Annotated in this window: 19 protein-coding genes; 12 read left to right on the top strand and 7 right to left on the bottom strand. The window is 56.9% G+C overall.

The genetic code is table 11. The features are described 5' to 3' along the window. Nucleotides 1–10 precede the first annotated feature (10 nt). Nucleotides 11–538 (bottom strand): YbhB/YbcL family Raf kinase inhibitor-like protein, encoded by a 528-nt coding sequence (locus SBC1_RS16455; RefSeq protein WP_165988919.1) that lies wholly within the window; start codon nt 536–538, stop codon nt 11–13. 396 nt (nt 539–934) lie between these two features. Here SBC1_RS16455 and SBC1_RS16450 point away from each other — a divergent pair, with 396 nt between their 5' ends. Then, entirely contained in the window at nt 935–1,639 is a 705-nt protein-coding gene (locus SBC1_RS16450) for a response regulator (protein WP_165092744.1), read from the top strand. A 96-nt stretch (nt 1,640–1,735) separates the two neighbouring features. Here SBC1_RS16450 and SBC1_RS16445 read toward each other — a convergent pair whose 3' ends face one another. Beyond that, nucleotides 1,736–2,422 (bottom strand): orotate phosphoribosyltransferase, encoded by a 687-nt coding sequence (locus SBC1_RS16445; protein ID WP_165092743.1) that lies wholly within the window; start codon nt 2,420–2,422, stop codon nt 1,736–1,738. Nucleotides 2,423–2,939: 517 nt separating this feature from the next. Here SBC1_RS16445 and SBC1_RS16440 point away from each other — a divergent pair. The 9 genes from SBC1_RS16440 to SBC1_RS16400 all read left to right on the top strand — a co-directional run bounded on the left by SBC1_RS16440 (nt 2,940) and on the right by SBC1_RS16400 (nt 17,690). Continuing rightward, nucleotides 2,940–5,231: an NADP-dependent malic enzyme gene (locus tag SBC1_RS16440; RefSeq protein WP_165988535.1), complete on the top strand. Its 2,292-nt coding sequence runs from the start codon at nt 2,940–2,942 to the stop codon at nt 5,229–5,231. 338 nt (nt 5,232–5,569) lie between these two features. Beyond that, nucleotides 5,570–6,223, top strand: a complete 654-nt coding sequence (locus SBC1_RS16435) for an ESPR-type extended signal peptide-containing protein (protein ID WP_165988917.1) — start codon at nt 5,570–5,572, stop codon at nt 6,221–6,223. Nucleotides 6,224–6,710: 487 nt separating this feature from the next. Then, nucleotides 6,711–7,889, top strand: a complete 1,179-nt coding sequence (locus SBC1_RS16430; RefSeq protein ID WP_165988533.1) for a MotA/TolQ/ExbB proton channel family protein — start codon at nt 6,711–6,713, stop codon at nt 7,887–7,889. A gap of 10 nt (nt 7,890–7,899) precedes the next feature. Then, nucleotides 7,900–8,631 (top strand): TolC family protein, encoded by a 732-nt coding sequence (locus SBC1_RS16425; RefSeq protein WP_165988531.1) that lies wholly within the window; start codon nt 7,900–7,902, stop codon nt 8,629–8,631. Between the two features lie 201 nt (nt 8,632–8,832). Then, nucleotides 8,833–13,518 (top strand): S-layer family protein, encoded by a 4,686-nt coding sequence (locus tag SBC1_RS16420; RefSeq protein WP_165988529.1) that lies wholly within the window; start codon nt 8,833–8,835, stop codon nt 13,516–13,518. Between the two features lie 168 nt (nt 13,519–13,686). Further along, nucleotides 13,687–14,022 carry a hypothetical protein gene (locus SBC1_RS16415; RefSeq protein ID WP_165988527.1) on the top strand — a complete coding sequence of 112 codons (336 nt, stop codon included), beginning with the start codon at nt 13,687–13,689 and terminating at the stop codon, nt 14,020–14,022. Next, nucleotides 14,019–15,728 (top strand): ATP-binding cassette domain-containing protein, encoded by a 1,710-nt coding sequence (locus SBC1_RS16410; RefSeq protein ID WP_165988525.1) that lies wholly within the window; start codon nt 14,019–14,021, stop codon nt 15,726–15,728. The genes SBC1_RS16415 and SBC1_RS16410 overlap by 4 nt, the downstream gene beginning before the upstream one ends. Nucleotide 15,729: 1 nt before the next feature. Then, nucleotides 15,730–16,398, top strand: a complete 669-nt coding sequence (locus SBC1_RS16405) for a C40 family peptidase (protein ID WP_165988523.1) — start codon at nt 15,730–15,732, stop codon at nt 16,396–16,398. 599 nt (nt 16,399–16,997) lie between these two features. Next, nucleotides 16,998–17,690, top strand: a complete 693-nt coding sequence (locus SBC1_RS16400; RefSeq protein ID WP_243830244.1) for a C40 family peptidase — start codon at nt 16,998–17,000, stop codon at nt 17,688–17,690. 77 nt (nt 17,691–17,767) lie between these two features. Here the strand turns inward: SBC1_RS16400 and SBC1_RS16395 are convergent, their stop codons facing one another. Next, nucleotides 17,768–21,367, bottom strand: a complete 3,600-nt coding sequence (locus SBC1_RS16395; protein ID WP_165988521.1) for an indolepyruvate ferredoxin oxidoreductase family protein — start codon at nt 21,365–21,367, stop codon at nt 17,768–17,770. A 313-nt stretch (nt 21,368–21,680) separates the two neighbouring features. Here SBC1_RS16395 and SBC1_RS16390 point away from each other — a divergent pair, with 313 nt between their 5' ends. After that, nucleotides 21,681–21,872: a hypothetical protein gene (locus SBC1_RS16390; RefSeq protein WP_165988519.1), complete on the top strand. Its 192-nt coding sequence runs from the start codon at nt 21,681–21,683 to the stop codon at nt 21,870–21,872. Between the two features lie 196 nt (nt 21,873–22,068). Here SBC1_RS16390 and hppD read toward each other — a convergent pair whose 3' ends face one another. Continuing rightward, nucleotides 22,069–23,172, bottom strand: a complete 1,104-nt coding sequence (gene hppD / locus SBC1_RS16385) for a 4-hydroxyphenylpyruvate dioxygenase (protein ID WP_165092735.1) — start codon at nt 23,170–23,172, stop codon at nt 22,069–22,071. 157 nt (nt 23,173–23,329) lie between these two features. On the opposite strand from hppD, the gene SBC1_RS16380 reads away from it, so the two are divergent. Continuing rightward, nucleotides 23,330–23,833, top strand: coding sequence for an Lrp/AsnC family transcriptional regulator (locus SBC1_RS16380; RefSeq protein WP_165092734.1), 504 nt, complete (start codon nt 23,330–23,332; stop codon nt 23,831–23,833). A 105-nt stretch (nt 23,834–23,938) separates the two neighbouring features. Here the strand turns inward: SBC1_RS16380 and SBC1_RS16375 are convergent, their stop codons facing one another. From SBC1_RS16375 to SBC1_RS16365, 3 genes are all read right to left on the bottom strand, one after another. Continuing rightward, nucleotides 23,939–24,604: a GNAT family N-acetyltransferase gene (locus tag SBC1_RS16375; protein WP_165093435.1), complete on the bottom strand. Its 666-nt coding sequence runs from the start codon at nt 24,602–24,604 to the stop codon at nt 23,939–23,941. Between the two features lie 226 nt (nt 24,605–24,830). After that, nucleotides 24,831–25,436 carry a TetR/AcrR family transcriptional regulator gene (locus SBC1_RS16370; RefSeq protein WP_165092733.1) on the bottom strand — a complete coding sequence of 202 codons (606 nt, stop codon included), beginning with the start codon at nt 25,434–25,436 and terminating at the stop codon, nt 24,831–24,833. A 57-nt stretch (nt 25,437–25,493) separates the two neighbouring features. After that, on the bottom strand, nt 25,494–26,315 hold the full coding sequence (locus tag SBC1_RS16365) for a DUF1835 domain-containing protein (protein ID WP_165988517.1): 822 nt from the start codon (nt 26,313–26,315) through the stop codon (nt 25,494–25,496). Between the last annotated feature and the right edge of the window lie 90 nt (nt 26,316–26,405).

The following is a 26,405-nucleotide window of genomic DNA, read 5'->3' as shown; positions in this document are numbered from 1 at the left end:
TAAAGACCGGTCAGCGCCCGTAGGTAACGACGAGTTGCGCGCTAGCGATGGTTGTAGTTCGGATTTCGTGCTCGAACATGAGCGCCGGGCTGCTCTGGCGCAGACGCAAGTCGCTGCTGTTGAGCGCGTAGACCGTGATCACGTAGCGGTGCGGTTTGCCCGGCGGCGGACAAGGCCCCCCGTAACCATCAATATCGAAGTCATTGCGCGCTTCCACTGCACCCATTTTGCGCAATGCGCCCGAGGCGCTTGCGTTCGACGGCAACTGCGAAACGCTCGCGGGAATTCCCGCGACGGCCCAGTGCCACCAGCCGTGGCCGGGTGCGTCGGGGTCGAAGATGGTGACCGCGAAACTTTGCGTGGCTGCCGGCGCGCCGTGCCATGACAGATGTGGCGAACGGTTGCCGCCTTTGCAGTCATTCTGGTCGAACACGAGCGCAAGCGGCACTGGCTGGTTCGGGCGAAGGTCCGTACTTGTCAACGTGAAAGGGACTGTCGCGATAACTTCTGCGACCGCACGCGGCGCATTTGATACCATCGCGGCGCAGAAAACAGGCAGCAGCACCGCGCGGTGAGAAATTCGGAACCTGACGACACGCCGTTCAATAGCGCGGTACACAGCACAAACCACAAGCCCGATCCCCAAGCGCATGGTGCGAGTTCTCCTGTCACGGGCGAGGCCAAATCCGGCGTTTCACCCACTGTAACGATGTATTTTGTCTCAGAAATTGGCTTAGAGCTGGATTCAAGTTTAACATTGCGGGAAAGGACAAAATTTTTCAAATGTTCAAAACAAGGCTCCGTAAGGGTCAACACCGTGACTTCGGGTTTAGCCGCAGTTTCGCTCTCCCGGCTGAAGGGTCAATGTAATGAATAAGAGCACATTGCCTATAATGCTTGAGGGATTAGTCCATTTACGAGCGAGGGGTAAATAATGGGTCAACGGATAAAAGTCATTATCGCCGATGACCATCCTGTCATTCTGTTTGGCGCCGCCCAGGCGCTATTGAAGTTTCCCGAGATTGAAGTGATTGGCCAAGCGCGTCAATCGACGGAATTGATTCAGCTTTTGCAAAAATCGCCCTGCGACGTGGTCGTGTCGGACCTTGCCATGCCGGGTGGCCAATATGGCGACGGCATGCCATTGCTGGGTTATATCGGGCGTCAGTTTCCAACGGTGCGCATTGTCGTGCTGACCATGCTGGAAAACCCCGCGCTCCTGAAACGCTTGCGTGAGGTGGGTGTGACGGCCGTGATCAACAAATCCGACGATCTGAGCCACATCGGACTGGCCATCGTTCATGTGATGCGAGGGCAGGAATACATCGGGCCGTCGGTGCGTCTCGCGCTCGACAGCATGGGCTTGTCGGCGAGTGGTCAACAGCGCGACGTGGTGTTGTCGAAACGGGAACTGGAAGTGGTGCGTTTATTCGTCTCCGGCATGACGATTACTGAAATTGCTGCGCAATTAAAGCGCAGTATTAAAACAATCAGTACGCAAAAGAATACGGCTATGCGCAAGTTGGGAATTGAACGGGATTCTGAATTATTTCAATACGCCCAAAGTAATGGATTATTGAATCTATCGGCTTATGTGGGCGATGGAAATCTTGATGACGCTATTCCTGTTAATACGTAATAATCTTTAGTGTCGTTGCATAAAAAAGCCGCTCGTTTGCAGAAACGAGCGGCTTTTTTAATTACACAAAAATTCACTATCTTCACTATCGGGCGCTTATTGCGGTGATCCCGTTACGCCGCCGTGCGCGGCCGACCATTGCGCCGGTGCGTGCAGGAATTTCTCGACTTCATCCAGCGTGTTGGCGTCGAAATAGCCCGCTTCCTTCGCGACGCGCAGCACGTCCCACCACGTGGCGAGCGCATGCAATTCCACGTCGATATCTTTCAGTACCGACACACTTTCCTTGAAAATGCTGTAGTGAAACAGCACGAAGCAATGATTCACCCTTGCGCCGGCTGTGCGCAGTGCGTTGATGAAGTTGATCTTGCTGCGGCTGTCGGTGGTCAGGTCTTCCACTAGCAGCACGCGCTGGCCTTCGGTCAGCAACCCTTCAATTTGCGCGTTCCGGCCGAAACCCTTCGGCTTCTTGCGCACATATTGCATGGGCACCATCAGCCGGTCGGATAGCCACGCGGCAAATGGAATGCCCGCTGTCTCGCCGCCTGCGACCGAGTCAATTTGCTCATAGCCAACGTCACGCAGGATCGTGGTCTCAGCCATCTCCATCAGGGCGCGGCGTACGCGCGGATACGAGATCAGCTTGCGGCAGTCGATATACACCGGACTCGCCCATCCCGACGTGAAAATGTACGGTTTGTCCGCGCTGAAATGCACGGCCTGGACCTCGAGCAGCATCTTGGCGGTGGTGTCGGAGATCGTCTGGCGGTCGAAGCCTGTCATGGGCGAATCCTTGGATCTTTGGGTTGGCGCCTGAGGCCCGTATTGATCGGCGATCAAGCGGCGGCGGCTAGTGGGGCCAGGCGCAGCGGTAACGTCCGGTCGAGCAAATGTAGACGGAGTTCAATGCGCGTGTAGGTGGAATTTTAGTCGACGGACATGACACGGACGAAACGGCAAGCCGCAGTGAAATTGTCTACGTAATCCAAGACTTGCGGAGCAATCAGTGCAAGCGCTTTGGCATATTAACGCGCTCTTTCTGTCGAAAATGGTGCTGTGCGTCAATTTTAACGCGCGGTGTACACTATTTATCCACGAAAAATGCTATGGCCAAGTGTTTCACTGTTGGCGCACATGCGCTTGTCTCCGATGAGCCTCGCCATCGCGCAGCATCATCTAGACCAGCCGAGCGGCCAGAATCGATTTGATCCGTAACGAGATTTGGCCGTCCCGAGCGCAGTGTCCTAGCCCTTCATTTCGCCCATTTTCCAACTCTTTTCCTAAACGTCTCAGGTCAATCATGGACGAACAACTGAAGCTCAGCGCCCTCGCATATCACCAGTTTCCGAAGCCCGGCAAGATCTCGGTCACGCCGACCAAGCCCTTGTCGAACCAACTGGATTTGTCGTTGGCTTATTCGCCGGGCGTCGCGGCCGCCTGCATGGCGATCTTCGACGAACCGCTCGACGCGCAGAAATACACCTCACGCGGCAATCTCGTCGGCGTGGTGACCAACGGCACGGCGGTGCTGGGTCTCGGCAACATCGGACCGCTCGCCGCCAAGCCTGTGATGGAAGGTAAAGGCTGCCTTTTCAAGAAGTTTGCGGGCATTGACGTGTTCGATATCGAACTCGCTGAAACCGATCCCGACAAACTGGTCGATGCCATCGCGATGCTCGAACCCACGCTGGGCGGCATCAACCTTGAAGACATCAAGGCGCCGGAGTGCTTCTACATTGAGAAGAAGCTGCGCGAGCGCATGAAGATTCCGGTCTTCCACGATGACCAGCACGGCACGGCAATCATTGCATCGGCGGCGATTCTCAACGGCTTGAAAGTGGTCGGCAAGAAGCTGGACGAAGTGAAGCTCGTGTGTTCGGGTGCGGGCGCAGCGGCGATTGCGTGCCTCGATTTGCTCGTCCACCTGGGCTTGAACAAAGCCAACATTCTGGTTTGCGATTCCAAAGGCGTGATCTACGAAGGACGCGGCAACCTGGATCCATCGAAGGAACGGTACGCGGCCAATACAAGCGACCGCACGCTCGCCGATGCTATTGATAAAGCCGACGTGTTTCTCGGCTGTTCGAGCGCTGGCGTGCTCAAGCCGGAAATGGTCAAGGTCATGGGCACGCAGCCGCTGATCCTCGCGCTGGCTAATCCCGAGCCGGAAATCCGCCCGGAAGAAGCGAAGAAGGTGCGCCCGGACGCGATTATTGCCACTGGCCGTTCGGACTATCCGAACCAGGTCAACAACGTGCTGTGTTTCCCGTTCATCTTCCGCGGTGCGCTGGATGTGGGCGCGACCACGATCACTGAAGAGATGAAACTCGCGTGCGTGCGCGCGATCGCGGAACTGGCCGAAGAGACTGATCAAGGCGATGAAGTCGCGAAAGCCTACGAAGGCCATTCGCTCGAATTCGGCCCGGATTACCTGATTCCGAAGCCGTTTGATCCACGGCTGATCATCAAGATCGCGCCGGCTGTTGCTCAAGCCGCCATGGATTCGGGCGTCGCGACACGGCCGATCCACGACATGGACGCGTATCGCGAGGAATTGGCTACGACGGTTTATCGCACGGGCATGGTGATGCGACCGGTGTTCGCGGCGGCGAAATCGGCGCCGGCGCGCATTGTGTTTGCCGAGGGCGAAGACGAGCGCGTGCTGCGCGCCGCGCAATTCGTGCTGCTGGAGAAGATCGCGAAGCCGATCATTATCGGGCGGCCGGCGGTGGTGGAAATGCGTCTGCAGAAGATGGGCTCGAAGCTCAAGCCCGGTACTGATTTCGAGATAGTGAATCCGGAAGACGATCCGCGTTACCAGAAGTGCTGGCAGGAATATCACAACATCGCCGCACGCGAGGGGGTGACGCCGGACAACGCAAAGGCCGCGCTGCGCAAGTTCAACACGTTGATTGGCGCGCTGCTGGTTCGTCTCGGCGATGCCGACGGCATGATCTGCGGCATGATCGACACGTATCACGACCATCTCAAATTCATCGAGCAAGTGTTGGGCAAGGCGGAGGGCGTGGAAAACTTCGCTGCGATGAACTTGCTGATGCTGCAGGGGCGCAACCTCTTCATCAGCGATACGTACGTTAACGAGATCCCAACGCCCACGCAACTCGCCGACATGACCATTCTGGCGGCACGCGAAATCGAGAAGTTCGGGATTGCGCCGAAGGTGGCGTTGCTGTCGAACTCGAACTTCGGCAGCGTGCCGACGGCTTCATCGAAGCGCATGGCCGAGGCTCGCAAGCTGATCGCCGAGCGTGCGCCGGAGCTGGAAGTGGATGGTGAGATGCATGGCGATGCGGCGTTGTCGGAAGTTGTGCGCAAGGCTGCGTTCCCGGGATCCAAGCTGACGGGCGAGGCGAATCTGCTGATCATGCCGAACGTGGAAGCGGCGAACATCACGTACAACCTGCTCAAGATGGTGAGTGGCGAAGGCGTGACGGTTGGGCCGTTCTTGCTTGGCGCGGATAAACCGGTGCACATTCTCACGCCGGCCGCGACCGTGCGTCGGATCATCAATATGACGGCGGTGGCGTCGGCGAACGCGCGGGTTGGAAAGGTGGTCAGCAACGAGGCGTAAGCCGGTGAGTTTATCCGTCATCCTTACTATTGGATGACGGATGGCTGAGACATAGATGAAGCGGTGCCCCAGGGTTTGGGTCACCGCTTTTTTTTGGTGCATGTCACCTCCACATGTAGCGCAAATACGCTAACGACGCTCAATGAATTTTTAAAGAGATAGAGAAGGGTGTGGCGCATACAACGACGCCTTTCTTATTCGGACAAATCTGATTCGAATGCCAAGTTGTGCTGAGTAGAGTCGCGGATCGTTTCATTTTCCTGAGCGTCTAGACAAGTCGTTTCGAATATTTGTTTCGCGCCAGACACATTTCGCACAACTCTTTGCAGGTATTCAGCATGAACAAGGTCTTTAAATCGGTTTGGAGCGAGGCACTCGGTGCTTGGGTGGCTGCATCGGAATTGTGCCGTGGACGTGAAAAGGGCGGCGGGAAGACGGCGCGGGCGGTGGCGTTGGTTATTGGGCTTAGTGTGGCGGGTGGGGCATTTGCTCAGAGCAACGGCGTGACAGCAGGACCGAATGCGGTCGCCCTTCATACAACAGACATCGCGGTGGGTCCGGGCGCAACGGCACAAAGTAAAACCAAGGACGCAATCGCTATTGGCGATGCAGCGAAAAGCATAGCTGACGGCGCGACGGCAATCGGCGCCGGCGTAACCGCCGCGGCTGTGGCTGCGGGCACTAAAGGCACCGATGCCGCCAACGTGAACCAGCTGAACAAGTTGCGCGAGGACGTTGGCGCGGACATGCGGTCCTTGCAACGGTCGGCCTACAGTGGCGTAGCCGCTGCAATGGCAATGCCTAACTTGATGCCGAGCGCACCGGGCAAGGTGGTCATGGCGGCGGGCGTTGGGAACTTCAAGGGCTACGGGGCGTTTGGTGCGGGCGCGACATACCGTTCGGACGACGGCAAATGGCTGATGAACGGCGCAGTCTCGCTAACGGGCAATGGCGACGCCGGGGTCCGCGCGCAGGTCGGCTACGAGTTCTAATTAATGAATTGACTCGACTGGATCGTTAGCCGATGACGCTTTCAACTCGGCTATTTGGGTGAAAGATATCCGTCTGCCAACACCCGGCGAATTTCTGCCGGGTGTTTTTTGGCGCGCAGCATCATTTCCAGAGATTTTTTGAAAAGTAAAAGGGTGAGAATTACTTTCATCAGTTTTCTGATTATTGAATCAATGCATTTACAGTTAATTCAAGACTTGTCTTAAATTAGAAAGTCCGCTCGAAGCCTATATTAATAGTCATGCGAGGCACAAAAGCCTTGCAACGGTTGCAGTGCCTTACTCAAAAGGCCTGCTTCCACAAACTTAAAAATCAAACCCTGATTCGCGTCACGACGCTTCTTCAAGCGCGGCGGAGCCAATGCTCATGCATGGCTGGTCGAGTCAGTAATCAACTTTCATTGGAATTTAAACTGAAATGACCAAGACTCGGCGTTCTACATTAATTGTTTTCGTAATTCAGATTATCATGATCTGTGGCCTCGGCGTGTTCTACGAAACGCTGAAGGAAGTTATTTCCCATAATCCCGTTGTTAATTCACTGATTCTCGCTGTTTTAATATCGTCAATTGTTTATTCCATATTTGCTGCGGTAATCGTATTTCGCGGCGAATCCACGTGGACGCGTGTTGCGGTTAATCCCGCTTCGCCGAATGCGCTGAAGGCCGTTGCAAAGCATTTTCCTGACGTGGCTCACGCAGAAGCGGCGCACCGCCATTCGGCAATCGAAGCGCTCAATGAAGCGCTTGAATGGCGCGGCCGGATGCTTGACTACGCTTCGGGCGTACTGATCGGTCTGGGATTGCTTGGCACGTTCGTCGGCCTCATGCACACCATGGCTGGCATCAAGGACGCCATGGCGCTGGTATCGGGCGCTGGCGGGAAGGCATCGGCAAGCGCGTTGATTGGTGGTCTTACCGCTCCGCTTGCCGGGATGTCGACTGCATTCTCTGCTTCGCTTCTCGGTTTGATCGGTTCGCTTGCAGTGGGCGCGCTGGCTCAGTTCATTAGCCGTTCGTCGAGCAACTGGATTGAATCGATTCGCGAATGGGCCACGGTAGTGGGTGGCGACGAATCAACGGCTGATGCCGCACCGGCAACGAGCGGTAACAACAACGCGGCAATGGTTCGCATTGAACAGGTTGCGAGCGCCATTGAAACGCGCATTGCCCAACTCGTCGATGTAACCAGCGCCGGCCGTAAAGAGCAAGACCGCCTCGCCGCTGCGAGCTTCGATGCTCTGAATCGCATGGCCAATCTGGCGGAACGCCAGGAGGTCTTGCTTGGTGGAATCCAGCACAGCTTGCAAGCCAATACGGTTGCGATGGAATCGGCAAAACAAGCGGTCATCACCATGGCCGCCAGCGTGGAAACCAACCGTGTTCAGGTAACGGCGGCGGTAGACAGCGTAACGGACGTACTGGTCGATATCAAGACGAACACGGAACACACGGTTGCGGGTCTCGAAGCATTCCAAAGCAGTCTGGCAACCAAGCATGCAGCGCTGGAAAAGATGACCGTGTCGGTGCAAATGCAACGTAACGCCGTGATGGATTGTGTCGAGCAGATTTCGCGTGCTCGGGTGGCGATTGAATCAGGGCGCGTCCGTGCGCCAGGTTCGGCGGTCGTCATGGCAGAAGCAGCTTAAGGGGCGCGTCATGACACACACATCCTTTGCACCCAGAAAGCTGATTGCGGCCCTCATGTTCAGCGGAATTTGCGCCAGCGCATCGGCTGCCGAGAATGAGAACCTGGCGCGCATGGTTGACCGCATGATCAACAACCGGTCGATTGTGACACCGACGGCAAATCCGCTTCAGCTTGCGCAACAGTACATCGAGCCGCCCCGCAGGCCGAAGAAGGTCGACGTGAGCGGTGCGCTTGACGGTCAGTTGCTAGCGTCGCCGGCTGCTGACAAAGCAGATGCTCAGCCGGCGCAAACGGCGGCCGGTAACACCCAGAGCTCGCCGGCAACAGACCGCGCAGCGAATGTGGCTCCGGCAAATGAGTTAGCCGGAAACACGATGGACCTGGCCCGCTCGCTCGATGCCGCCACCGACAACGCGTTGACCACGAAGATCGCCAGGGGTCAGGCAGATCAAGCGCAGGCCCGTGTGATGGGCGCACGCTCTGCCTACTATCCGAAGGTGAGCGTGATTGCGAAGACGGCGGACAAGGTTGTTGGCGCGGCTCAAGGTTATGGCCGCAGCTATGACCAGGCGGCGCAGGCGAGCGCCACGCTGCAATACACCGTGTTCGATTTTGGCCGACGCAAGAATCAGGTGCAGAGTGCAATGGACGCGTCGAGGTGGTCAGCGCCGACGCGCTGGGCGACGACAGAACGGGACGTTTTTACGATGTCACCGTGGAAGTCCCCAAGTCAAATTTGAAGAAGCCGATTTATCCAGGCATGGCCGTAGAAAGCTATTTGCTCGCTGGACATCGTTCCCTTGCCCAATATCTTTTGAAACCCTTGATGACGGGCGCATCGACGGCCCTGTCCGAGTCCTGACGAGTTCCCAGACTCGGTCACCTTGTAGTCATATTGTTGAACGGTTCATGTTGATGAGCCGTCCTAATGGAGCCTTAACATGAAATTGCCAGTCCCTAAGCAGCTAGACACAACGGTCATTCTCGAAACTTACTCAAAAAACGAGTTGCCGTTCAAATTTTCAGAAGTGCAGATTTCGATCAACGGTCCTGACATTGTCGTCAAGACCGCTGATGGACACACCATGACTTTCCCGTTCGCGGCGCAATTTGCGACCATGGGTAAGCAGGTCTTTACGCTGGTGTTCGCCGATGGAAAAGAGATTCCGTCGGATCAGTTACTTGCCTATGTAACGACGGTCACGGTTGCGCCAAACGTAGCTGCGCCTGTCGCGCATCACGACGAGGGCAAGGGCACCGCCGAGAAGGAAAGTTCGAAAGAGGTCAGCAAGGAAGAGCCCAAAGTGGTCACCAAAGAGGAGGTCGTTGTTGTAGAAACGCCGCCGCAGGAAACCGCTGGCGCTGAACATGCCGATGCGGCGCATAAGCAGCCGCCGGTGGTGCATCCGGGAGACTTGAGCAAGCATCGCTTCGATTCAGAGGAGCTGCCGCGCGTCGATCACATTTCCGGCATGCCGCCCAAGCCGGAGAATCCTCCCGCTAAAAGCGATCCTGCGCCTGTGGATGAGACGCCGCATAACGTTCCGGTAGATCCGACGCCAGTGGAACCGACGCCAGTGGAACCGACGCCAGTGGAACCGACGCCAGCAGAACCGACACCGGTGCAACCGACGCCAGTGGAACCGACGCCAGTGGAACCGACGCCAGCAGACCCGACGCCAGCAGACCCGACACCAGCCGACCCGACACCAGCAGACCCGACGCCAGCAGACCCGACGCCAGTAGACCCGACGCCAGTAGACCCGACGCCGCCGGTTCCTCCGACCCTGAAGGACGTGGTGTTGCTGGAAACGCAAGCCGTGGTCGATCAAACCGCGCACGATTACCTTTTGGGTGGCGGCGCGGACGCAGCGCGTACCGACGGACGGATTTCCACGCAATACGGCGCTCGCAATGTCGACCTGAGCCAGGAGACGGCTAACTGGACCATTCACGCCGATAGCAGTGCAGGCGCGACGGAACCGGGCAGCATGGTGCGTATTGTGAACGCCGGGACGGCAAGCGAACTGAGTGATGTATCGGTGAGCGCCGATCTCGCGGCCAAGGGCGTGAGCATCATTTTGTGGAATTCTGACGAAGGCATTGCACTAGGCCTTAAGAGCAACGAATTTGCGCTGCGTTACCCGATCTCGAAGCAAGTGCTCGACGGCGTGTTCACCATCCATATCGACTTCGTGGACGCAGAGACGGGACAGTCCGGCTCGTCGGATCTCAAGTTCCAGGTCATCGATTCCCCTACTGCCTTGCGCAACGAGAACGATGTCTACCAGTTGAGCCGTCACGACAACGACGTTTCAATCCACGCCGGTTCGGGCGATGACACCATCATTGCGGGCACGGCGAACGGTGTGTACGACGGCGGCGGAGGCGTGAACACGCTGGACTATTCGAAATTTACAACTGCGCTCTCAGTGGACCTTTCCGCCGATGTACGCAGCGAATTGGGCATTGCTCCGACCGGCGACATTACGGTCGACATGGGCCGCGTCAAGTCTGGCGACACCACGAACAGCATCGAAAATATTCAGATCATCAAGGGCGGCTCAGGCGCCAACACGTTCATTGGCAACGCATTCGACCATCAGTTCATAGGCGGTGCTGGCGACAACACGTTTATTGCGAATGGCGGCAACAACGTGTACACCGGCGGTGGCGGTAAGAATGTGCTCGACTATTCGCGCGCAGGGACATCGGCCTTCGATACCGTTACCCTCGGCGCCAGCGGACGCACGCTCGTACTGGACGGGGTCGACATCGACATGTCGAAAGGCGTGACGTCGAACAACGGCTGGACTGACGCGAATGGCAAGTCGGGAGTCGACCATTTCAGCGGCGTGAACCAGATCACCGGTTCAGCGCATAACGACCGCATCAAGGGAAGCGACGGCGACGACGTCATCTTTGGCGGCGGCGGTGACGACCTGATCATTGGCAGCGCGGGGAACGACACTATCGATGGTGGCACGGGTTTCAACACGATCAGTTATGCCGAGATGACCGGCGCGGTCGACGTCGATCTGAACGGGGGCAAAGCTGTCAAGCGCGACGGGGGCGTGGATACGCTCGCGCATATCCAGTCCGTCATCGGCTCAGCGGGCGGCGGTACGCTGACCGGATTGACCGGCAGCGACAATCTGTTGATTGGCACCGACGGCGACACGCACTTCGTGACGAACGCGGGTGTGAACCGGCTCTATGGTGGCGCGGGCAACAACACGTTCGATCTCATGCAGGGCACCAATACGATTGTGGGCGGAGCCACGTCCAATACAGCGCATTCCGTGGGCGGCGCGAACACGTTTTATGCCGGGGATGGCGTCAACGTTTTCACCGCGAATGGCGGCAACACGCTGTATAAGGGCGGCGCTGGCACCGACACGTTCACGAGCACGAACGCCGGAACCAACACAATGATCGGCGGCAGCGGCACCAGCGAATTTCATGCAACGGGTGGCGGCTCGAACACGATCACCGCAGGCACTGGAGCCATGCATGTCTTTAGCGGTGGCGCCAACAATACGGTCACGGGCGGGTTGGGCGGAAGAGTCACCGTCGATTACACGGCCTATCAAGGCGATGGACACCTGGAAATCTCGCTAGACCGCAATCTGGCTCTGGTGGGGAACGACTTCGTCGATCGACTGTTCGACATCGACGTGATTATTGGGAACAAGGGCGGAAACAGCACGATCCGGGGCGGCAATCACGGCATTGAAATTCATGTTTCCGGCGACAACAACCTGATGTTGGGCGGTAACGGCATCAATGTATTTGACGGTGGATCGGGCAAGAACAACACCGTCGATTACAGCAACTCGACCGGTGCATTGAATATCAACCTGGAGGCTGGCGTAGTTTCGAAAAATGGTTACGGCTTCACGGACCAGATCACCAACGTCGACAGGGTTGTGGGTAATGGCGCATCGGGGAATGTCTATCAAGGGAAGAATGGTGTAGACAACTGGATTGATCTGGGTACAGGTGCGAATGACACCGTCATTGCGTCGAAAGGTAACGACACCTACGTCAGCCATGATGCAACCAGCAAGCTGGATTACTCACAACTCAGCACGGCGATTCAGTTTGATTCCGGCGCTGGCATTGTGCAGAAAGGCTCGAACGGCCAGGACACGTTAGTTAATGCGTTCGGTACCGTGGTGGGTACCGACCACGGCGATACCTTCGTGGTCAGTAATCTTGTCAACATTAGCGGTGGCGCAGGCGATGACAAGGTAGTAATGAAAGGCAATCCGTTTGCATCGCTTATTGACGGCGGCGGCGGGCACAATGAACTAGATGCAACAAATGTGAACGGTGGCAAGTTCACCGCATTCGTACTCAATGCGGACGGCCGCAGTGGAACCGTGCAGGGCGACAATACGGCTGATTGGACAATTGGCTCGGTGGCATCGGGCGCGACGGGATATGCGACATTCAAGAATATTGATGTAATCACAACATCAAATTTGATGAGCAATCTCGTCAATTGGGGGGCCGCCAGGCACGTCACAATCAACGGTGCCGCGAACCAGCAGGACTATTATTTCGTGAATGGCGGTGGCAATAAAATTGACGGCAATTATCACGACGGCGGCGAAAGCATTTTGACGCAGAGCGCTTCCCGGGCGGTTATTTCATATAACCAAACCTCGACCGGCTTGAATGCGGACTTTGATGCAGGAACTGTATCTTTTGCTGATGGCCGGGATAGCGATATGCTTACGAACTTCAGCCGGTTCCGCGGTACGGGTAGCGACGACGTCATCAAGGGACACGCCAATCAGAATGACTGGATCATTGCATCCGCGGGTAATGACTCTATTGACGCACGTGGTGGAACCGCGAACGTGTATGCGATCGACAACAATACGTACCACGTTACCGCGGACTTCAATGCCGGAGTTATCTCGAAATATGACGTGAATAACAAGCTGGTCGGTACGGACACTGTCACAAATTTTCAGCAGTACTACGGCGGCAATCAAACGGATACGGTGTACGCGAAGAACGGTTTGGACATGACCTTTAACTTAGGCACCGGTGGTGATAACAGGTTCTATACGAGCAACGCGAACAACACAATTGACGGTGGCAGCGGCAACTCGCATCTCTATTACACGCAACTGCAAGCACCGATTGCCGTGGACTTGGCAGCTGGTCAGGTTGTTAAAAGCGGCGGCAATGGGACCGATTCATTCAAAAACGTGTTCGAGATTGTCGGTACGACCGGTGATGACACGTTCACGTTCGCTACGCAGGCGGACGTAACTAAATCCTATCTCAATGGCGGCGGCGGCCAAGACGTACTACAGAAAGCAGGGACGACTGCGGGGACCTACGATCTTCCGGTAATGCTCGCCAGAGTGTCGAATATCAAAAAGATTGATTTCTCGGCCAGCACAGCGGCGGATAAGATAACGATCGACTTTACGAGCCTGCTCAGCCGCGGAAATGAAACGCTGACGTTAAATACCGGATCGAAAGATACTATAACCATGACGCACAACACAGCGCTGGACGGATGGACGCATACTACGTCGGTGACTGACGGACATACGACCGACACTTATGCGCTCGGAGGCCATCAATTGATCTGGAATCACTGATTCTGATGTTCGTTTTTATATTTGAAACTAGTCTATTAAATCAGGCGTTTCAATTCGGATAGCTAATCTCTTAAACGTGCACGCGGCTGAAGGACCTGCCGCGTGCTTATCCCTCTGCACGCTGGCGCCTTACATTGCGCTCCCGCAGGCAAAGAAAGGACAAAAATAATGAATATCCAAACGGAGTATCCCGCAGCGGCACTTCTTCAAGCTGCGGGCATTGCCATTACTGGAATCCACGGCGAGCTGGCCCAGGAGCGGTGGCGTCGCACTTGTGCCGCGCTAGCGGGCACGAGCAGTGAAAATGCATTGCTTGATCAGATTGGCCGCGAATACGGGCTTGATTTTTTGCCGGTGCGAGCGAGCATGCAGCGGCTCGACGGCGATGTATATCTGGCACGCGACGACAACCACCTGTGGCAATGCGTCAGCGTGCGAAATGGTGTGCTGACGGATGGTGTCTCAGCGCAAGTCAGGTCAATGCCGCGCTTTCAGGGAGCGTGAAGCCTCTTTATCGCGTGGTGAAGGTTCAGCGTCTCGGCGCATTGTCATTTCACACCTTCATCAATCATTGGCGTAAAGAAGGCCGGCTTCTGGCGCAACTGCTGTGGGGCACGTTCGCGCTCAATCTGTTCGCGCTCGTCATCCCGCTGTACATGAATGCCATCTATAGCCGCGTGATTCCTGCACAAGCGGACGCGTCGCTGTGGGTTCTCTCGTTTGGCGCGTTGCTCGCGTTCGGGCTGGAGTACTTGTTTCGCATGGAGCGCGCCAAAGTCATGGTCGGACTGTCACGCTCGATCCGTAGCCATATTGAACCTCAAGTCGTCGATCAACTCGTGCGTGCGCCGCTATCGCGCACCACTGACTGGGGCATGGCAACGCTCAACGGACTGACCGGATGGGCCAAGGCACGGTCGCTGTTCTGGAGCCTCGCGGCAAGCTCGGTACTCGACTTGCTGTTCTGCGTGTTGTTTTTCGCCGTGATCGCCATTGTTGCTGGTTGGCTGGTGTTCGTGCCGCTCGCAATCTGGATCGTAGAGTGCTCAGTCGTATGGCGCTTCGACAAATATCTGCAGAAAAGTGGTCTCGAAACTCCGTCTACGCCGTTCGCGCCGCTCGCGAAACCGTCAGCTTATTCTGCCGGTGGTGCATTCGACCTGTTGAGAAGCATGTTCCTGAGCAACGTCGAAAGAAATACGTCCGTCGAGGAACGCCGGCACGTGCTGCAGGCGCGGTGTTATGCGGTGTTGATGGCGTTGTCGTCGGTGCAGACCGTGACTACGGTTGTCGCGGCGTTTTATCTGCTGCAGGGTGGTCATCTGGCTGCGGGCGCTCTGTTCGCTACCGTGATTCTCGCCGGGAGGCTTGGACAGCCGGTGTTCGCACTGGTCAGCGTGCTTCCCGTGCTGCGCCAGTTGCGCGCCGTGTTCGACGGCATCAATCGCACTAACGAGTCAACCGCGGTTGTTGAGGCGGACGTGGCCCGCGCCGTCCCCAATGAACAGGGTTGGCGCGCCGTCGATCTCCAGTTCGCCTATTTGCCTGACCAGCCATTGCTGAGCGGCATCAATCTACAGATATTGCCTGGTGAGAAGGTCGCCATCATTGGCGCACCCGCATCCGGCAAGAGTACGCTTGCGCATATTTTGCTGGGACTCATGCCGCCGGAACAAGGCCAGGTACGCTACAACGGTCAGCGGCTGACCGGCCGTCGCGTTGAAGCGCTGAGTTATCAGACGCACTACATGGGCCAGGACGGCATGCTGCTTGGCGATACGCTTGGCGAATATCTATCGGCGGAAACACCGGAAACCGATGAAGCATGCGTGGCCGCATTGAGTAGCGTTCCGCTGCAATGGCTGCCGCCCATGCTTCCGAACGGCCTGCACACGCGCTTCGACAAGATGCCGGCAAGGCTCACTTCGGCGCAGCGCCAAATGCTCGCAATGGCGCGACTCTCATTGACCCAGCGGCCCATATGGCTGCTGGACGAGCCGACGGCTAATCTCGATGGCCCGACTGAACGAGCGTTCATTGAACTCGCAAAGAACAAGATGACGACGGCAACAACGGTCGTGTTGCTGACGGATCGGGGCAATCTGCTTTCGCTCGTCAATCGTGTGATTGTTCTTACCGATGGCGCTGTCGCATTCGACGGTTCGCGCGATGCTTTCACGACAATGCGTGCCCACGCGACGGCAGGTTGAGATGGAACGCAGCAACTCTGAAATTATCGATTGCCGCAAAAGGCAAACGGACGGTTTAGCTCGTTCACTGCAACGCTATTTCGCGCGTCTTGCCGCGATTGCATGCAGCAGCGTCATCTTCTCGACCGCAGCGGCCAATGCTTCGCCTACAGACACCAGCACAAAAAGCGTTACGGTTGACGCTATAGAGGTTGGCGATCTCAATTCACTCGACAGCGAGGCTATTGCCGCAAGGATTTTCCCGGACGACGAGCCGGTTGCGGCGAACTCAGCGAATTCGCCCGTGGCATCGAATGCGAAACTCGCCGGCGTGGTGAAGAAGGCCGAAACAATGATCGGGGTACCTTACTTGTGGGGCGGCAATACGCCAGAGGAAGGTCTCGATTGCAGCGGCTTCGTGCGCTATGTTTATCAGAAGGTGACGGGAATGCTATTGCCGAGGTTATCGGCACAAATTAGCAGGAAGGGCAGCGCGATTGCGCAACCCGACCTGCATCCGGGCGACCTTGTTTTCTTTAATACGCCTCGGGGAGCAGCTACGCACGTCGGCATCTACGTGGGCGGACAACAGTTCATTCACGCACCGCGAACAGGCGCATTTATTCGCATTGAATCAATGAATAGCGCTTATTGGACATCACGATACTACGGTGCGCGCCGAGTCGCGTAATGGCTGAACCTGTTGACCTTCAACAGCGAAACGCCCGATGACAATATTGGGCGTTTTGTCATGCGTTGCGCCAAAGACCTAAGCCACTTGCCGCGGCTCACTGCACGCCGGCGCGCGCCAATGCGCCTGCAAGGCATTTTATTCCATCGCCGATAAAGCGAATGCGGTGTCGGCCGGATCTGCTGCCAACGAACGCTGCGCGACGAACGTGGACCAGTCCAATGGACTCTTTGGGAGTTCGCCTATGAGAATTCTTATAAGTTCCTAATAAAATATGCTTTGAAGCAGCTTGAGAAGGCGTGACGAGTTTGTATCGTCGATCCTGCTTACGGCTCCCACCTTCAGACGTTGCTACACGATGCGGTTTCAGAAATATGTTGAATCCGCCGCAGTTTAAAAAATCGAGATGTATATTAGGAATGCGTATCAATTATGAAAAGGCGATATAAACCAATACTGAACGAGGTCGCAGTAAAGCGTGACGCCGTTGGCCAAAAGGAAGTCGGCGGTTACAGATTGTTTGAGCGAAATCAGGCTATTCCATTGGCGGGGCCTTCAAAGACGACTGGCCCGACGGATTTAAGAATGTGGGCGCTACGATGATGTGGGATGAACTTAATCGCGATATCGCTCTCGATTCCCAGCGCTATTGTACGAGGGAAAGCACCAGAACTGTGTCGTTCAAAGGTCGGCTGAATAATCTGCTGGCAACGGTGTTCAGCACATTGGTATTAGCGACCGCGTCAACGTCGGCGCATGCAGAGACGTTCGACATGGCCGCCAGCAAACATATAGTGACTGGCTCCATTGAAGTCGGCGAGCCCGTTTCACTCGATGGCGATGCGTTGAATTACCATCCTGTTTCGACTCCGGATGCCACCTGGCAAAGTCCGGAACTCGCCACGAATGGGGCCGCTGACAGGGTTTCAGGCGTTCTGGAAGAAGCGGAGACTATGATCGGCATCCGTTACTTGTGGGGTGGCAATACGCCCGAGGAAGGGCTTGATTGCAGTGGCTTCGTGCGCTACGTCTACGAGAGGGCGGCAGGCATATTATTGCCTCGGCTATCGGCGCAAATCAGCAGGAAAGGCAAGCCGGTTGCGCAGACGGACTTGCATCCCGGCGATCTCGTATTTTTCAATACGCCTCGCGGTGCGGCGACTCACGTTGGCATTTATGTCGGCGAGCATCAGTTTATTCATGCACCGAGGACAGGCGCGTTTATTCGTGTTGAATCGATGAGAAGTGCTTATTGGACATCGCGATACTACGGTGCGCGCCGAGTCGCGTAATGGCTGAAACTGTTGACCTTCAACAAAAAAACGCCCGATGAATCATCGGGCGTTTTGTCGTGCGTTGCGCTAAAAACTCAGGCTACTTGCCGGGTCTCGCCGCCTGCGGGCGTACGCCACTTCGTCAGCAACGCATTCCATTTGATACGCGCTGCGTTCACGTTGTTGTCCTTCACGTGACCGTAACCGCGCATCGAATCAGGCAGGCTTGCCAGTTCTATCGCCAGCGGCAACTTCTCCGCTGTCAATCCACCGATCAACTCTTTCACCAGCGCCTCGTAATCCGTAATCAGCGTCCGTTCCATCTTCCGTTCTTCAGTTTTGCCGAAGATATCGAACGATGTACCGCGCAGGAACTTCATCTTCGCCAAAACCTTCATAGCGGATAAAACCCACGGGCCATACTGCTTCTTGATCAGATGACCGTGCGCGTCCTTCTTTGAGAGCATGGGCGGCGCGAGGTGGAATTTCACTTTCCAGTCACCTTCGAAACTGCCTTTCAACCGTTCCACGAACGCCGGATCGGCATAAAGGCGCGCGACTTCATACTCGTCCTTGTACGCCATCAGCTTGTGCAGATTTTTAGCGACAGCTTCGGTCAACGCGTACTGGCCATCGCCGAAACCGATCAAAGCTTCCGCCGAACGCACTTGCGCCACAAGCCGGCCATAACGCGTCGCATACGCTTCGTTCTGGTAATCGACAAGATAAGCGATGCGCTTTTCAATCAGCGCATCCAGCGCCTTTGGTGTGTGCAGCGCGATGATCTTGCTGCCACTATCCGAGGCTGTCGAAATCGCGCCGCGACCTTGCGCCTTGACAAACCGCGTGACGCCCTCAAGATCGTGCGCTGCGTGACGTCCCCATTCGAACGCCGCGAGGTTCTTTTCGACCTGCACTGCATTCAATTCGATAGCGCGAACCAACGATTCATGCCGCAACGGCACCCAGCCGCGTTGCCATGCAAAACCCAGCACGAACGGATTGGTGTAAATGGCATCGCCGAGTAAAGCAACGGCGAAGCGATTCGCATCGACTAGCGCAACGTGCTCGCCCGCGGCCGCGCGAATATCGGCTTCTGCGCTCGCGCCGGGGAAGCGCCAGTTCGGATTCTTGATGAACTCGGCAGTTGGCGTTTCGGCGCTGTTCACCACCACGCGCGTATGGCCGGGTTGCATGCGCGAACCGCATTCGTCGCTGGCTGTCACGATAGGATCGCAGCCGATCACCAAATCCGCTTCGCCCATCGCGATGCGTGTGGCGTGGATATCGCCGGGATGCGTGGCGATTTGCACGTGACTCATCACTGCGCCGCCCTTTTGCGCGAGGCCGGTGACATCGAGCACGGTCACGCCTTTTTGCTCGAGATGCGACGCCATGCCGAGCAGCGCGCCAATCGTCACAACGCCCGTTCCGCCTACGCCCGTGACCAACACGCCATACGGCCGGTCGATCAGCGGCAGCTCCGGCATGGGGACGGGAGGCATGGCATCGCCGGAAATACTCGATACCTTCGGTTTCTTCAACTGCCCGCCTTCAACCGTGACGAAGCTCGGGCAGAAGCCGTTCACGCACGAGTAGTCCTTGTTGCAGGTCGATTGGTTGATCTGGCGTTTCGTGCCGTATTCGGTATCGAGCGGTTCGACCGACAGGCAATTCGATTTCACCGAGCAATCGCCGCAGCCTTCGCACACGGCTTCGTTGATGACCACGCGCTTCGCCGGATCGGGATACGTGCCGCGTTTCCTGCGCCGGCGTTTTTCCGTCGCGCACGTTTGGTCGTAGATCAGGATCGTGGTGCCGGCAATTTCCCTCAGCTGGCGCTGAACTTCATCGAGCTTGTCGCGATGAAACACATCAATACCCGGCGCCAATCCAACGTTCGCGTGATATTTCTCGGGTTCATCGGTGACAATTACGATCTTCGTCGCGCCTTCGGCCGCCAGTTGATGCGTGATCTGCGGTACGGTGAGCACGCCGTCTACAGGCTGCCCGCCGGTCATCGCGACGGCGTCGTTGTAGAGGATCTTGTAAGTGATGTTGTTCTTCGACGCGATCGCTGCGCGGATCGCGAGCAGGCCGGAGTGGAAGTACGTGCCATCGCCCAGATTGGCGAACACGTGCTTGTCGTTCGTGAACGGCGCCTGGCCGATCCACGCGACGCCTTCGCCGCCCATCTGGCTGAACGTGCTCGTGCTCCGGTCCATCCACACGGTCATGTAATGGCAACCGATACCTGCCAGCGCGCGCGATCCTTCAGGCACGTTAGTCGATGTATTGTGCGGACAGCCCGAGCAGAACCACGGCTTGCGCTCTGCTTCCACGCGCGGCCGCGCCAGCGCTCTTTCCTTCGCTTCGATCACGGCAATACGCGTCGCGATGCGCGCGCGGACATCGGCGGGGAGATCGAACTTGTCGAGGCGCGTGGCAATCGCCTTTGCGATGATCGCCGGCGATAGCTCGTAGTGTGCCGGTAGCAGCCAGTTGCCCATCGGTACGGACCATTCGCCGCCTGCGCCATCCTTCTCGTCGAACTTGCCGAACACGCGCGGCCGTTGCGCATCGGGCCAGTTATAGAGCTCTTCCTTGATCGCGTATTCCAGGATCTGGCGTTTTTCTTCAACGACCAGAATCTCCTGCAGCCCATGTGCAAATGCATGCGCACCTTGAGCTTCGAGCGGCCACACGCAACCGACCTTGTACAAGCGTATGCCGATGCGCGAGCAGGTTTCATCGTCGAGACCGAGGTCTGATAAAGCCTGGCGAACGTCGAGATAAGCCTTACCCGCCGTCATGATCCCGAAGCGCGCGTTCGGTGATTCAATCTCGATCCTGTCCAACTTGTTCGCGCGTACATAGGCGAGCGCCGCGTACCACTTGTAGTCGAGCAGCCGCGCTTCCTGAACCAGCGGCGGATCAGGCCAGCGGATGTTGAGGCCGCCATCGGGCATTGCGAAATCAGTCGGCAGAATAATTTTCGTGCGATGCGGATCGATATCGACAGAAGCCGATGACTCCACCACGTCCGTCACGCATTTCATCGCGACCCAGAGGCCGGAATATCGGCTCATGGCCCAGCCGTGCAGGCCGAAATCCAGATACTCCTGCACATTCGATGGAAACAGAACCGGCAGCCCGCACGCCTTGAAAATGTGTTCCGACTGATGCGCGAGCGTCGAGGATTTAGCGGCGTGATCGTCGCCGGCGAGCACGAGCACACCGCCATGCGGCGATGAACCCGCTGAATTTCCGTGCTTGAAGACATCACCGGTTCTGTCGACGCCCGGCCCTTTGCCGTACCACATCGAGAACACGCCGTCGTATTTGGCGCTGGGATATAGATTGACCTGCTGCGAACCCCAGACCGCCGTGGCCGCGAGGTCTTCGTTCACACCGGGCTGGAACACGACCTGATGCGAGGCGAGATGTTTCTTCGCTTTCCACAGATGTTGGTCGAGTGCGCCGAGCGGGGAGCCGCGATAGCCGGAAATAAAACCGGCGGTGTTCAGTCCGGCAGCATGATCGCGTTGTTGTTGCAGCATCGGCAGCCGAACCAGCGCCTGTATGCCGCTCATGTACGCGCGACCGCGTTCCAGGGTGTATTTGTCGTCGAGAGTGACGGAATTCAGCGCGGCTTCTAGGGAAGCTTTTTGTTCCGCGTCAAGGGGGGCATTCATTGTGGGGTCTCTCCGCCAACGTTTGGGATCGCCAAAGCAATTTAAGGGCGTCCGCGTCTTATGGACGCATCGGCCGGGATTCTGAGTGTGCCCGTTTTGACTTTTTTACAGCACTGGTAAAAACCCGCTGAAAAGTAATTTCAACATTGCACAGGTGTTACGACGTGTAAAAACGGCCGGATTTCGATGTCACTGGGGAACCGCTCAGGCCGAGCGCATTCAAACCCGCGATCGATGCACATTCGCGTTGGCTTTGCTGGCAGGAAGAGCACGATTGCTGGACACACCGATGCACGCAGTGAAGGAGGAAGTAGTGAAACAACGATACATCCAAAGCTTTTTGATGGTTTCCGCAGCATTTTTTGCGATGAATGCGCCGGTTCGCGTGGGCGGACTGGCTGGATCGGAGGCAACAATCTCCGGTGTACCGCGAATTTCCCAGGTTCGGGTCGAACAGGTTTCAAGCAAGCAGACGGCAGAAAATAAGGACGACGCTGACGCTTGAGAGTTTGGACGCACGAGAAGTTGCTGAACGCTCGTTGAACTCTGATCAGCTTGGTTCGTGACTCCTGCGCTTATCGTAAGTGCCGTAAATGCGGGCAGATGCAGTCACCCGCGATCTTCCGAAACGCAAATGAACAAAAAATGCCGAGGATCTTTAAATCCTCGGCATTTTTATTTGCACTTTTGCGCCGCAGGTTTTAGCTGCCGCTCGTGTCCTTCACCACGCCGCGCCGTATCTGGTCGAGTTCAATCGATTCGAACAGCGCCTTGAAGTTGCCTTCGCCAAACCCCTGATTGCCCTTGCGTTGAATGATCTCGAAGAAGATCGGGCCGATCTGGTTTTCCGTGAAGATCTGCAGCAGGATTTCGTCGCGCACGCCGTCGATCAGGATCTTGCGTTTGCGCAGTTCCGCCACCGATTCGCCATGATTCGGCACTCGCCGGTCGACGAGCTCGTAATACGTGTCGATAGTGTCCAGCAGCGCGATTTTCGCGCCACGCAGGTTGTCGACGGCGCTGTAGATATCGTCGCTGCCCAGCGCAATGTGCTGGATGCCTTCGCCGTGATAGCTGTCGAGATATTCCTGGATTTGCCCCGACGTATCCGAGCCTTCCTCGTTGATCGGAATGCGGATCTTTCCGCACGGTGAGCTCATTGCCTTCGATTTGACCGCTGTCACTTTGCCTTCAATATCGAAGTAACGCGCCTCGCGGAAATTGAAAAACCGCTCGTAGAACTCGGCCCATTCGATCATTCGGCCGCGATGAACGTTGTGGGTCAAATGGTCAATGTAAGTCAGTCCGTGGCCGACCGGGTTTTGCTCGGCGCCGGGAATGGGTTCGAAATCGACGTCGTAGATGCTGATGTCGCCAATGCTGCCCGGCTCCGCGCCGTTCTTGCCGCGCCACCGGTCAACGAAGTAAATCAGCGAATCGCCAATGCCCTTGATCGCGGGAATGTTCAGTTCCATTGGGCCGGTTTTATTGTCGAAACCCCACGCGCCAAGGTCAAGGGCGCGCTTGTAGGCCTTGCCCGCATCGGCGACCCGAAACGCGATCGCGCAAATTGACGGACCATGCAATCGCGCGAACCGCTGCGCGAAGGAATCGGGCTCGGCGTTCACCAGAAAGTTGATCCCACCCTGCCTGTACAGCGTCACCTTCTTGTGACGATGACGCGCAATCGCGGTGAACCCCATCTGCTCGAACAACTGTCCGAGCGCGATCGGATCGGGCGCCGTGTATTCGATGAATTCAAAACCATCCGTTCCAACGGGATTGTCCCAAGTGGTTGCCTGCATGCTTTGTCTCCTGAACCGTGAGGATGATTCGATGATTAGTCGATGGTTATTGGGACAAAGTTTAGCTACGGAAGCGAGGCAGATACTTGCGAAGTAAATCGTGCATGTCTACGATGACGCAAGTTAGTGGCTGAAAAATGCCAGTAGGAGACAGAAAATGGCTCAAATCGAACTCGACGCGATCGATCGAAAAATTCTCGCGATTCTTCAGGTGAACGGGCGACTGTCCAACCAGGACATCGCCGATCAGGTGAATCTCTCGCCAAGTCCATGCTTGCGGCGAATTCGGCGGCTGGAGGAGGAGGGCGTGATCCGCGGTTATGTCGCGCTGCTGGAGCCGCGCCTGCTCGGACTCGGGCTGCTCGCGTACGTCAATGTGCGGCTGGAAAAACGCGGCGGGACGTCTGTATCGGCGGGAATGAAAAATCCGCCAACGCATGCGGACCGCTTTCGCGAAGCCGTGCGCGCCTGGCCGGAGGTGGTGGCGTGCGACGCAATGACCGGCGATATGGACTATCTGCTGCGCGTTCAGGTTGAAGACATGGAGCACTTTTCGCGCTTCATGCAGGACCAGTTACTACACCATCCTTCGGTGATCGATGTGAAAAGCAGCTTCTCGCTGGAGCGCTTCAAGGAAACGACGGCACTGCCGATTCGTTAAGTTCGCGCTCGCTCCAACACCCCATCCAAAACCTCCAGACGCAAAAAAGGCGGCTTTCGCCGCCTTTCGTGCTTTTGCGCATGCTTGCTGATGTGTGCCCGAAATTCAGGCCGCGTCGGCAGTAGGCATGAACGCCTGAAACATTTGCGATGCCCGGCGCGCTTGGCGCTTCACCGCGTAGTCGAAGACCGCTGCCTGCTCCTGCAACAGCTCCGTCAGGATGCTGCCCTGGTCGGCGGGCGTGAGCGACAAATAAGCGTCGGCTTCGCCATACGCATATTCGATCTTCATTCCCGACTTCTTCGCGATATGCATCATGGTCGAGTTTCGTGATAAACAATGCATGTAGAGCATTGAAACATGCGTGTTGCGGCTGCGGATGGCGGCACGCTCGAACAAGCGGGTGCCGACTCCACGGCCACGCGCGCTCTCCAGCACTGACACACCGAACTCTGCCGTGCGCTTGTCGTTTTCAGCGGGCAGATAAGCCAGATGACCGACGCCCACGAGGTTCAACTGTTCGTCGAAAACACCGAAGACCGTATCGCGCGAAAAATCGATATTCGCGACGTAGTTCTCGATTACACGATCCGGCACGATCTGGCCGAAGCGCAGGAGACGGTCGTCTTCGTCGAGAGCGAGGAAATGGGTGAGCAAGCGTTCGCGATCGGTCGAGGACAATTCACGGACGAGAACGGGCGAACGACCGGCAGCCGTTTGCGAACGATCCGCTGCTGCGAAGATCGATGCGGTGTGGCGGTTGAAAGGCATGTTCACGATGGTGGCTCCTTGATTCGTCATGCGACATGGTGCGTCGCAAAACGAATTTTAGCCGAACCACGGTGGGAGTACTAGGGAAAACCCGTAATTCACTATGGAGGATCCCGTCTAACTCTCAAGTAATATGAATAAAAGTGCATATTAAACAATAGCTTATGCCGTGTTGCGTGAATCGTACAATCGTGCGATAGTGAAATGACGCGTCGCACCATTTCACTCAGTTGTCGCCGTTCATCCCGTGCTCGATCACGCCTACGACCTGCTCCGCAAACTCGCGATACCCCATCTTCCCGTCCGGCTTCAGCCACGTAAATGTCCAGTTGATCATGCCGAACACCATCATGGTGAGCGCGGTCTGGTTCTCTTTAGTGGCCCGCTTTGGGTAAGCGCGCGCAAGTTGCCGGGCGAACGCCGCGACAATGCCGCGCTGGCGTTCGAGCACGATTTCACGCTGCGTGTCTTCGAGGTATTTCACGTCGTTAAGCAGCGCCACATGCCGGCTGTGCGACGTTTCGTACTCGGCGAGGAACGCGCGAATCAGCTCGGCGAATGCCTCGCGCTCCGTCAATCCGCGCCGTTGGCTTGCTCCCTCCACTTCCGCGATGATCAGCATCAACCGCTTCGTGTAGCGGTCGAGCAGGTCGAAAAGGATGGCTTCCTTGCTCGCGTAGTAGTGGTAAAGCCGCGCTTTGGAGGTGCCGCTGGCTGCGGCGAGATCGGCCATCGACGTGCTCGGGTAGCTGGTCTGCGCAAATTTGGCGGCGGCGAGTTCGAGAATCTGCTCGCGTTGTGTGTCGTGGTCAGGCGCTCTTGTACGGGCCATTGAGTCTCGGAGAATTGCTGGGTCGAACGGGCATTCTAATCTGTGACGAACGGGTGACTACCGCGCGGCGCGGCGCAACTGGGAGTCGGCTACCTTGGCGAGATCACCGCGAATCTCCAGTTTCCCCGCCGCGACGAGTTCGCGGCAGCGCCAGAACGCAATGGCATCGCTGACCAGAAAACCGAAGCTTGAGCCCATCACCTGGCCCGCGAGCCTGCGCGCTTCCTGCCAGCCGTCGCTGGCTATCTGGAGGATGGTTTCATCGATATCGGAATAGGTGCCGGAAATGAACGTGTTGTCACGCCAGCGGCGGGTCTCGCTATTGATCTGCTTCACTTCCTGCCATTCCAGTGCAAGACGGCTGATGCGCAACACCGAAATGGGCGCGGCCGTTGGCAACTTGGCGCCCAGTTCGGCCGCCGTGAACATGCCGACCGCTGTCGCACCGTCTTCACGGCCACGGCGCTGTTGCGTGCCTTCGCCTTCGCCGTTGGTAACGAAGGGCAGGTCTTCATGACTGAGCTTGGCTTCGTTCAAGCGTTGCGGCGTGTTGCGCAACGTGTAGGCCACTCGTCGCAGCGTTAGCTGGTCGCTGGCGCTCTGGCCGTGCCAGATCACGACCTGTCCGCTGTCTTGCGCGAGTTCGCGCAGGAGGGCGTCCTGTTCCCGGAGCTTCGATATGAAGTCGAACTTCTGTTCGTTCAGCACCTGCTGCCAGAACAGCGCCCGGGTTTCCGGGTTGTCGTCAATCCCTCTCAACTGGCCAACCGCAAGGTCGTCCTTCAGTGGGATGACGCGTTCGTCGCGGGCCGCTGTTTGCAAGGCTTCGCGCAGAATCTCGGCGGCGTGGTCGCCGTTGGTAACGTGGATGGTGCTCATCAGTAGCGGTGACCGCAAACGTAAGTAGGCCGCCCGGCGCGCGGCGAGTGCGGCGACGAGGCGCGGCACGCCGCATTCGGAACGGGCGAC

This window comes from Caballeronia sp. SBC1 (genome assembly GCF_011493005.1).
Lineage (GTDB): Bacteria > Pseudomonadota > Gammaproteobacteria > Burkholderiales > Burkholderiaceae > Caballeronia.
The sequence above is the reverse complement of the archived record's forward strand: the minus strand, read 5'-3'. Positions and strand labels throughout refer to the sequence as shown.

What these genes read in the sequence shown, in the direction of transcription:
- SBC1_RS16455 (WP_165988919.1), bottom strand. Translation starts at nt 538, where the DNA reads ATGGTATCAAATGCGCCGCGTGCGGTCGCAGAAGTTATCGCGACAGTC.
- SBC1_RS16450 (WP_165092744.1), top strand. Translation starts at nt 935, where the DNA reads ATGGGTCAACGGATAAAAGTCATTATCGCCGATGACCATCCTGTCATT.
- SBC1_RS16445 (WP_165092743.1), bottom strand. Translation starts at nt 2,422, where the DNA reads ATGACAGGCTTCGACCGCCAGACGATCTCCGACACCACCGCCAAGATG.
- SBC1_RS16440 (WP_165988535.1), top strand. Translation starts at nt 2,940, where the DNA reads ATGGACGAACAACTGAAGCTCAGCGCCCTCGCATATCACCAGTTTCCG.
- SBC1_RS16435 (WP_165988917.1), top strand. Translation starts at nt 5,570, where the DNA reads ATGAACAAGGTCTTTAAATCGGTTTGGAGCGAGGCACTCGGTGCTTGG.
- SBC1_RS16430 (WP_165988533.1), top strand. Translation starts at nt 6,711, where the DNA reads ATGATCTGTGGCCTCGGCGTGTTCTACGAAACGCTGAAGGAAGTTATT.
- SBC1_RS16425 (WP_165988531.1), top strand. Translation starts at nt 7,900, where the DNA reads ATGACACACACATCCTTTGCACCCAGAAAGCTGATTGCGGCCCTCATG.
- SBC1_RS16420 (WP_165988529.1), top strand. Translation starts at nt 8,833, where the DNA reads ATGAAATTGCCAGTCCCTAAGCAGCTAGACACAACGGTCATTCTCGAA.
- SBC1_RS16415 (WP_165988527.1), top strand. Translation starts at nt 13,687, where the DNA reads ATGAATATCCAAACGGAGTATCCCGCAGCGGCACTTCTTCAAGCTGCG.
- SBC1_RS16405 (WP_165988523.1), top strand. Translation starts at nt 15,730, where the DNA reads ATGGAACGCAGCAACTCTGAAATTATCGATTGCCGCAAAAGGCAAACG.
- SBC1_RS16400 (WP_243830244.1), top strand. Translation starts at nt 16,998, where the DNA reads ATGATGTGGGATGAACTTAATCGCGATATCGCTCTCGATTCCCAGCGC.
- SBC1_RS16395 (WP_165988521.1), bottom strand. Translation starts at nt 21,367, where the DNA reads ATGAATGCCCCCCTTGACGCGGAACAAAAAGCTTCCCTAGAAGCCGCG.
- hppD (WP_165092735.1), bottom strand. Translation starts at nt 23,172, where the DNA reads ATGCAGGCAACCACTTGGGACAATCCCGTTGGAACGGATGGTTTTGAA.
- SBC1_RS16380 (WP_165092734.1), top strand. Translation starts at nt 23,330, where the DNA reads ATGGCTCAAATCGAACTCGACGCGATCGATCGAAAAATTCTCGCGATT.
- SBC1_RS16375 (WP_165093435.1), bottom strand. Translation starts at nt 24,604, where the DNA reads ATGCCTTTCAACCGCCACACCGCATCGATCTTCGCAGCAGCGGATCGT.
- SBC1_RS16370 (WP_165092733.1), bottom strand. Translation starts at nt 25,436, where the DNA reads ATGGCCCGTACAAGAGCGCCTGACCACGACACACAACGCGAGCAGATT.
- SBC1_RS16365 (WP_165988517.1), bottom strand. Translation starts at nt 26,315, where the DNA reads ATGAGCACCATCCACGTTACCAACGGCGACCACGCCGCCGAGATTCTG.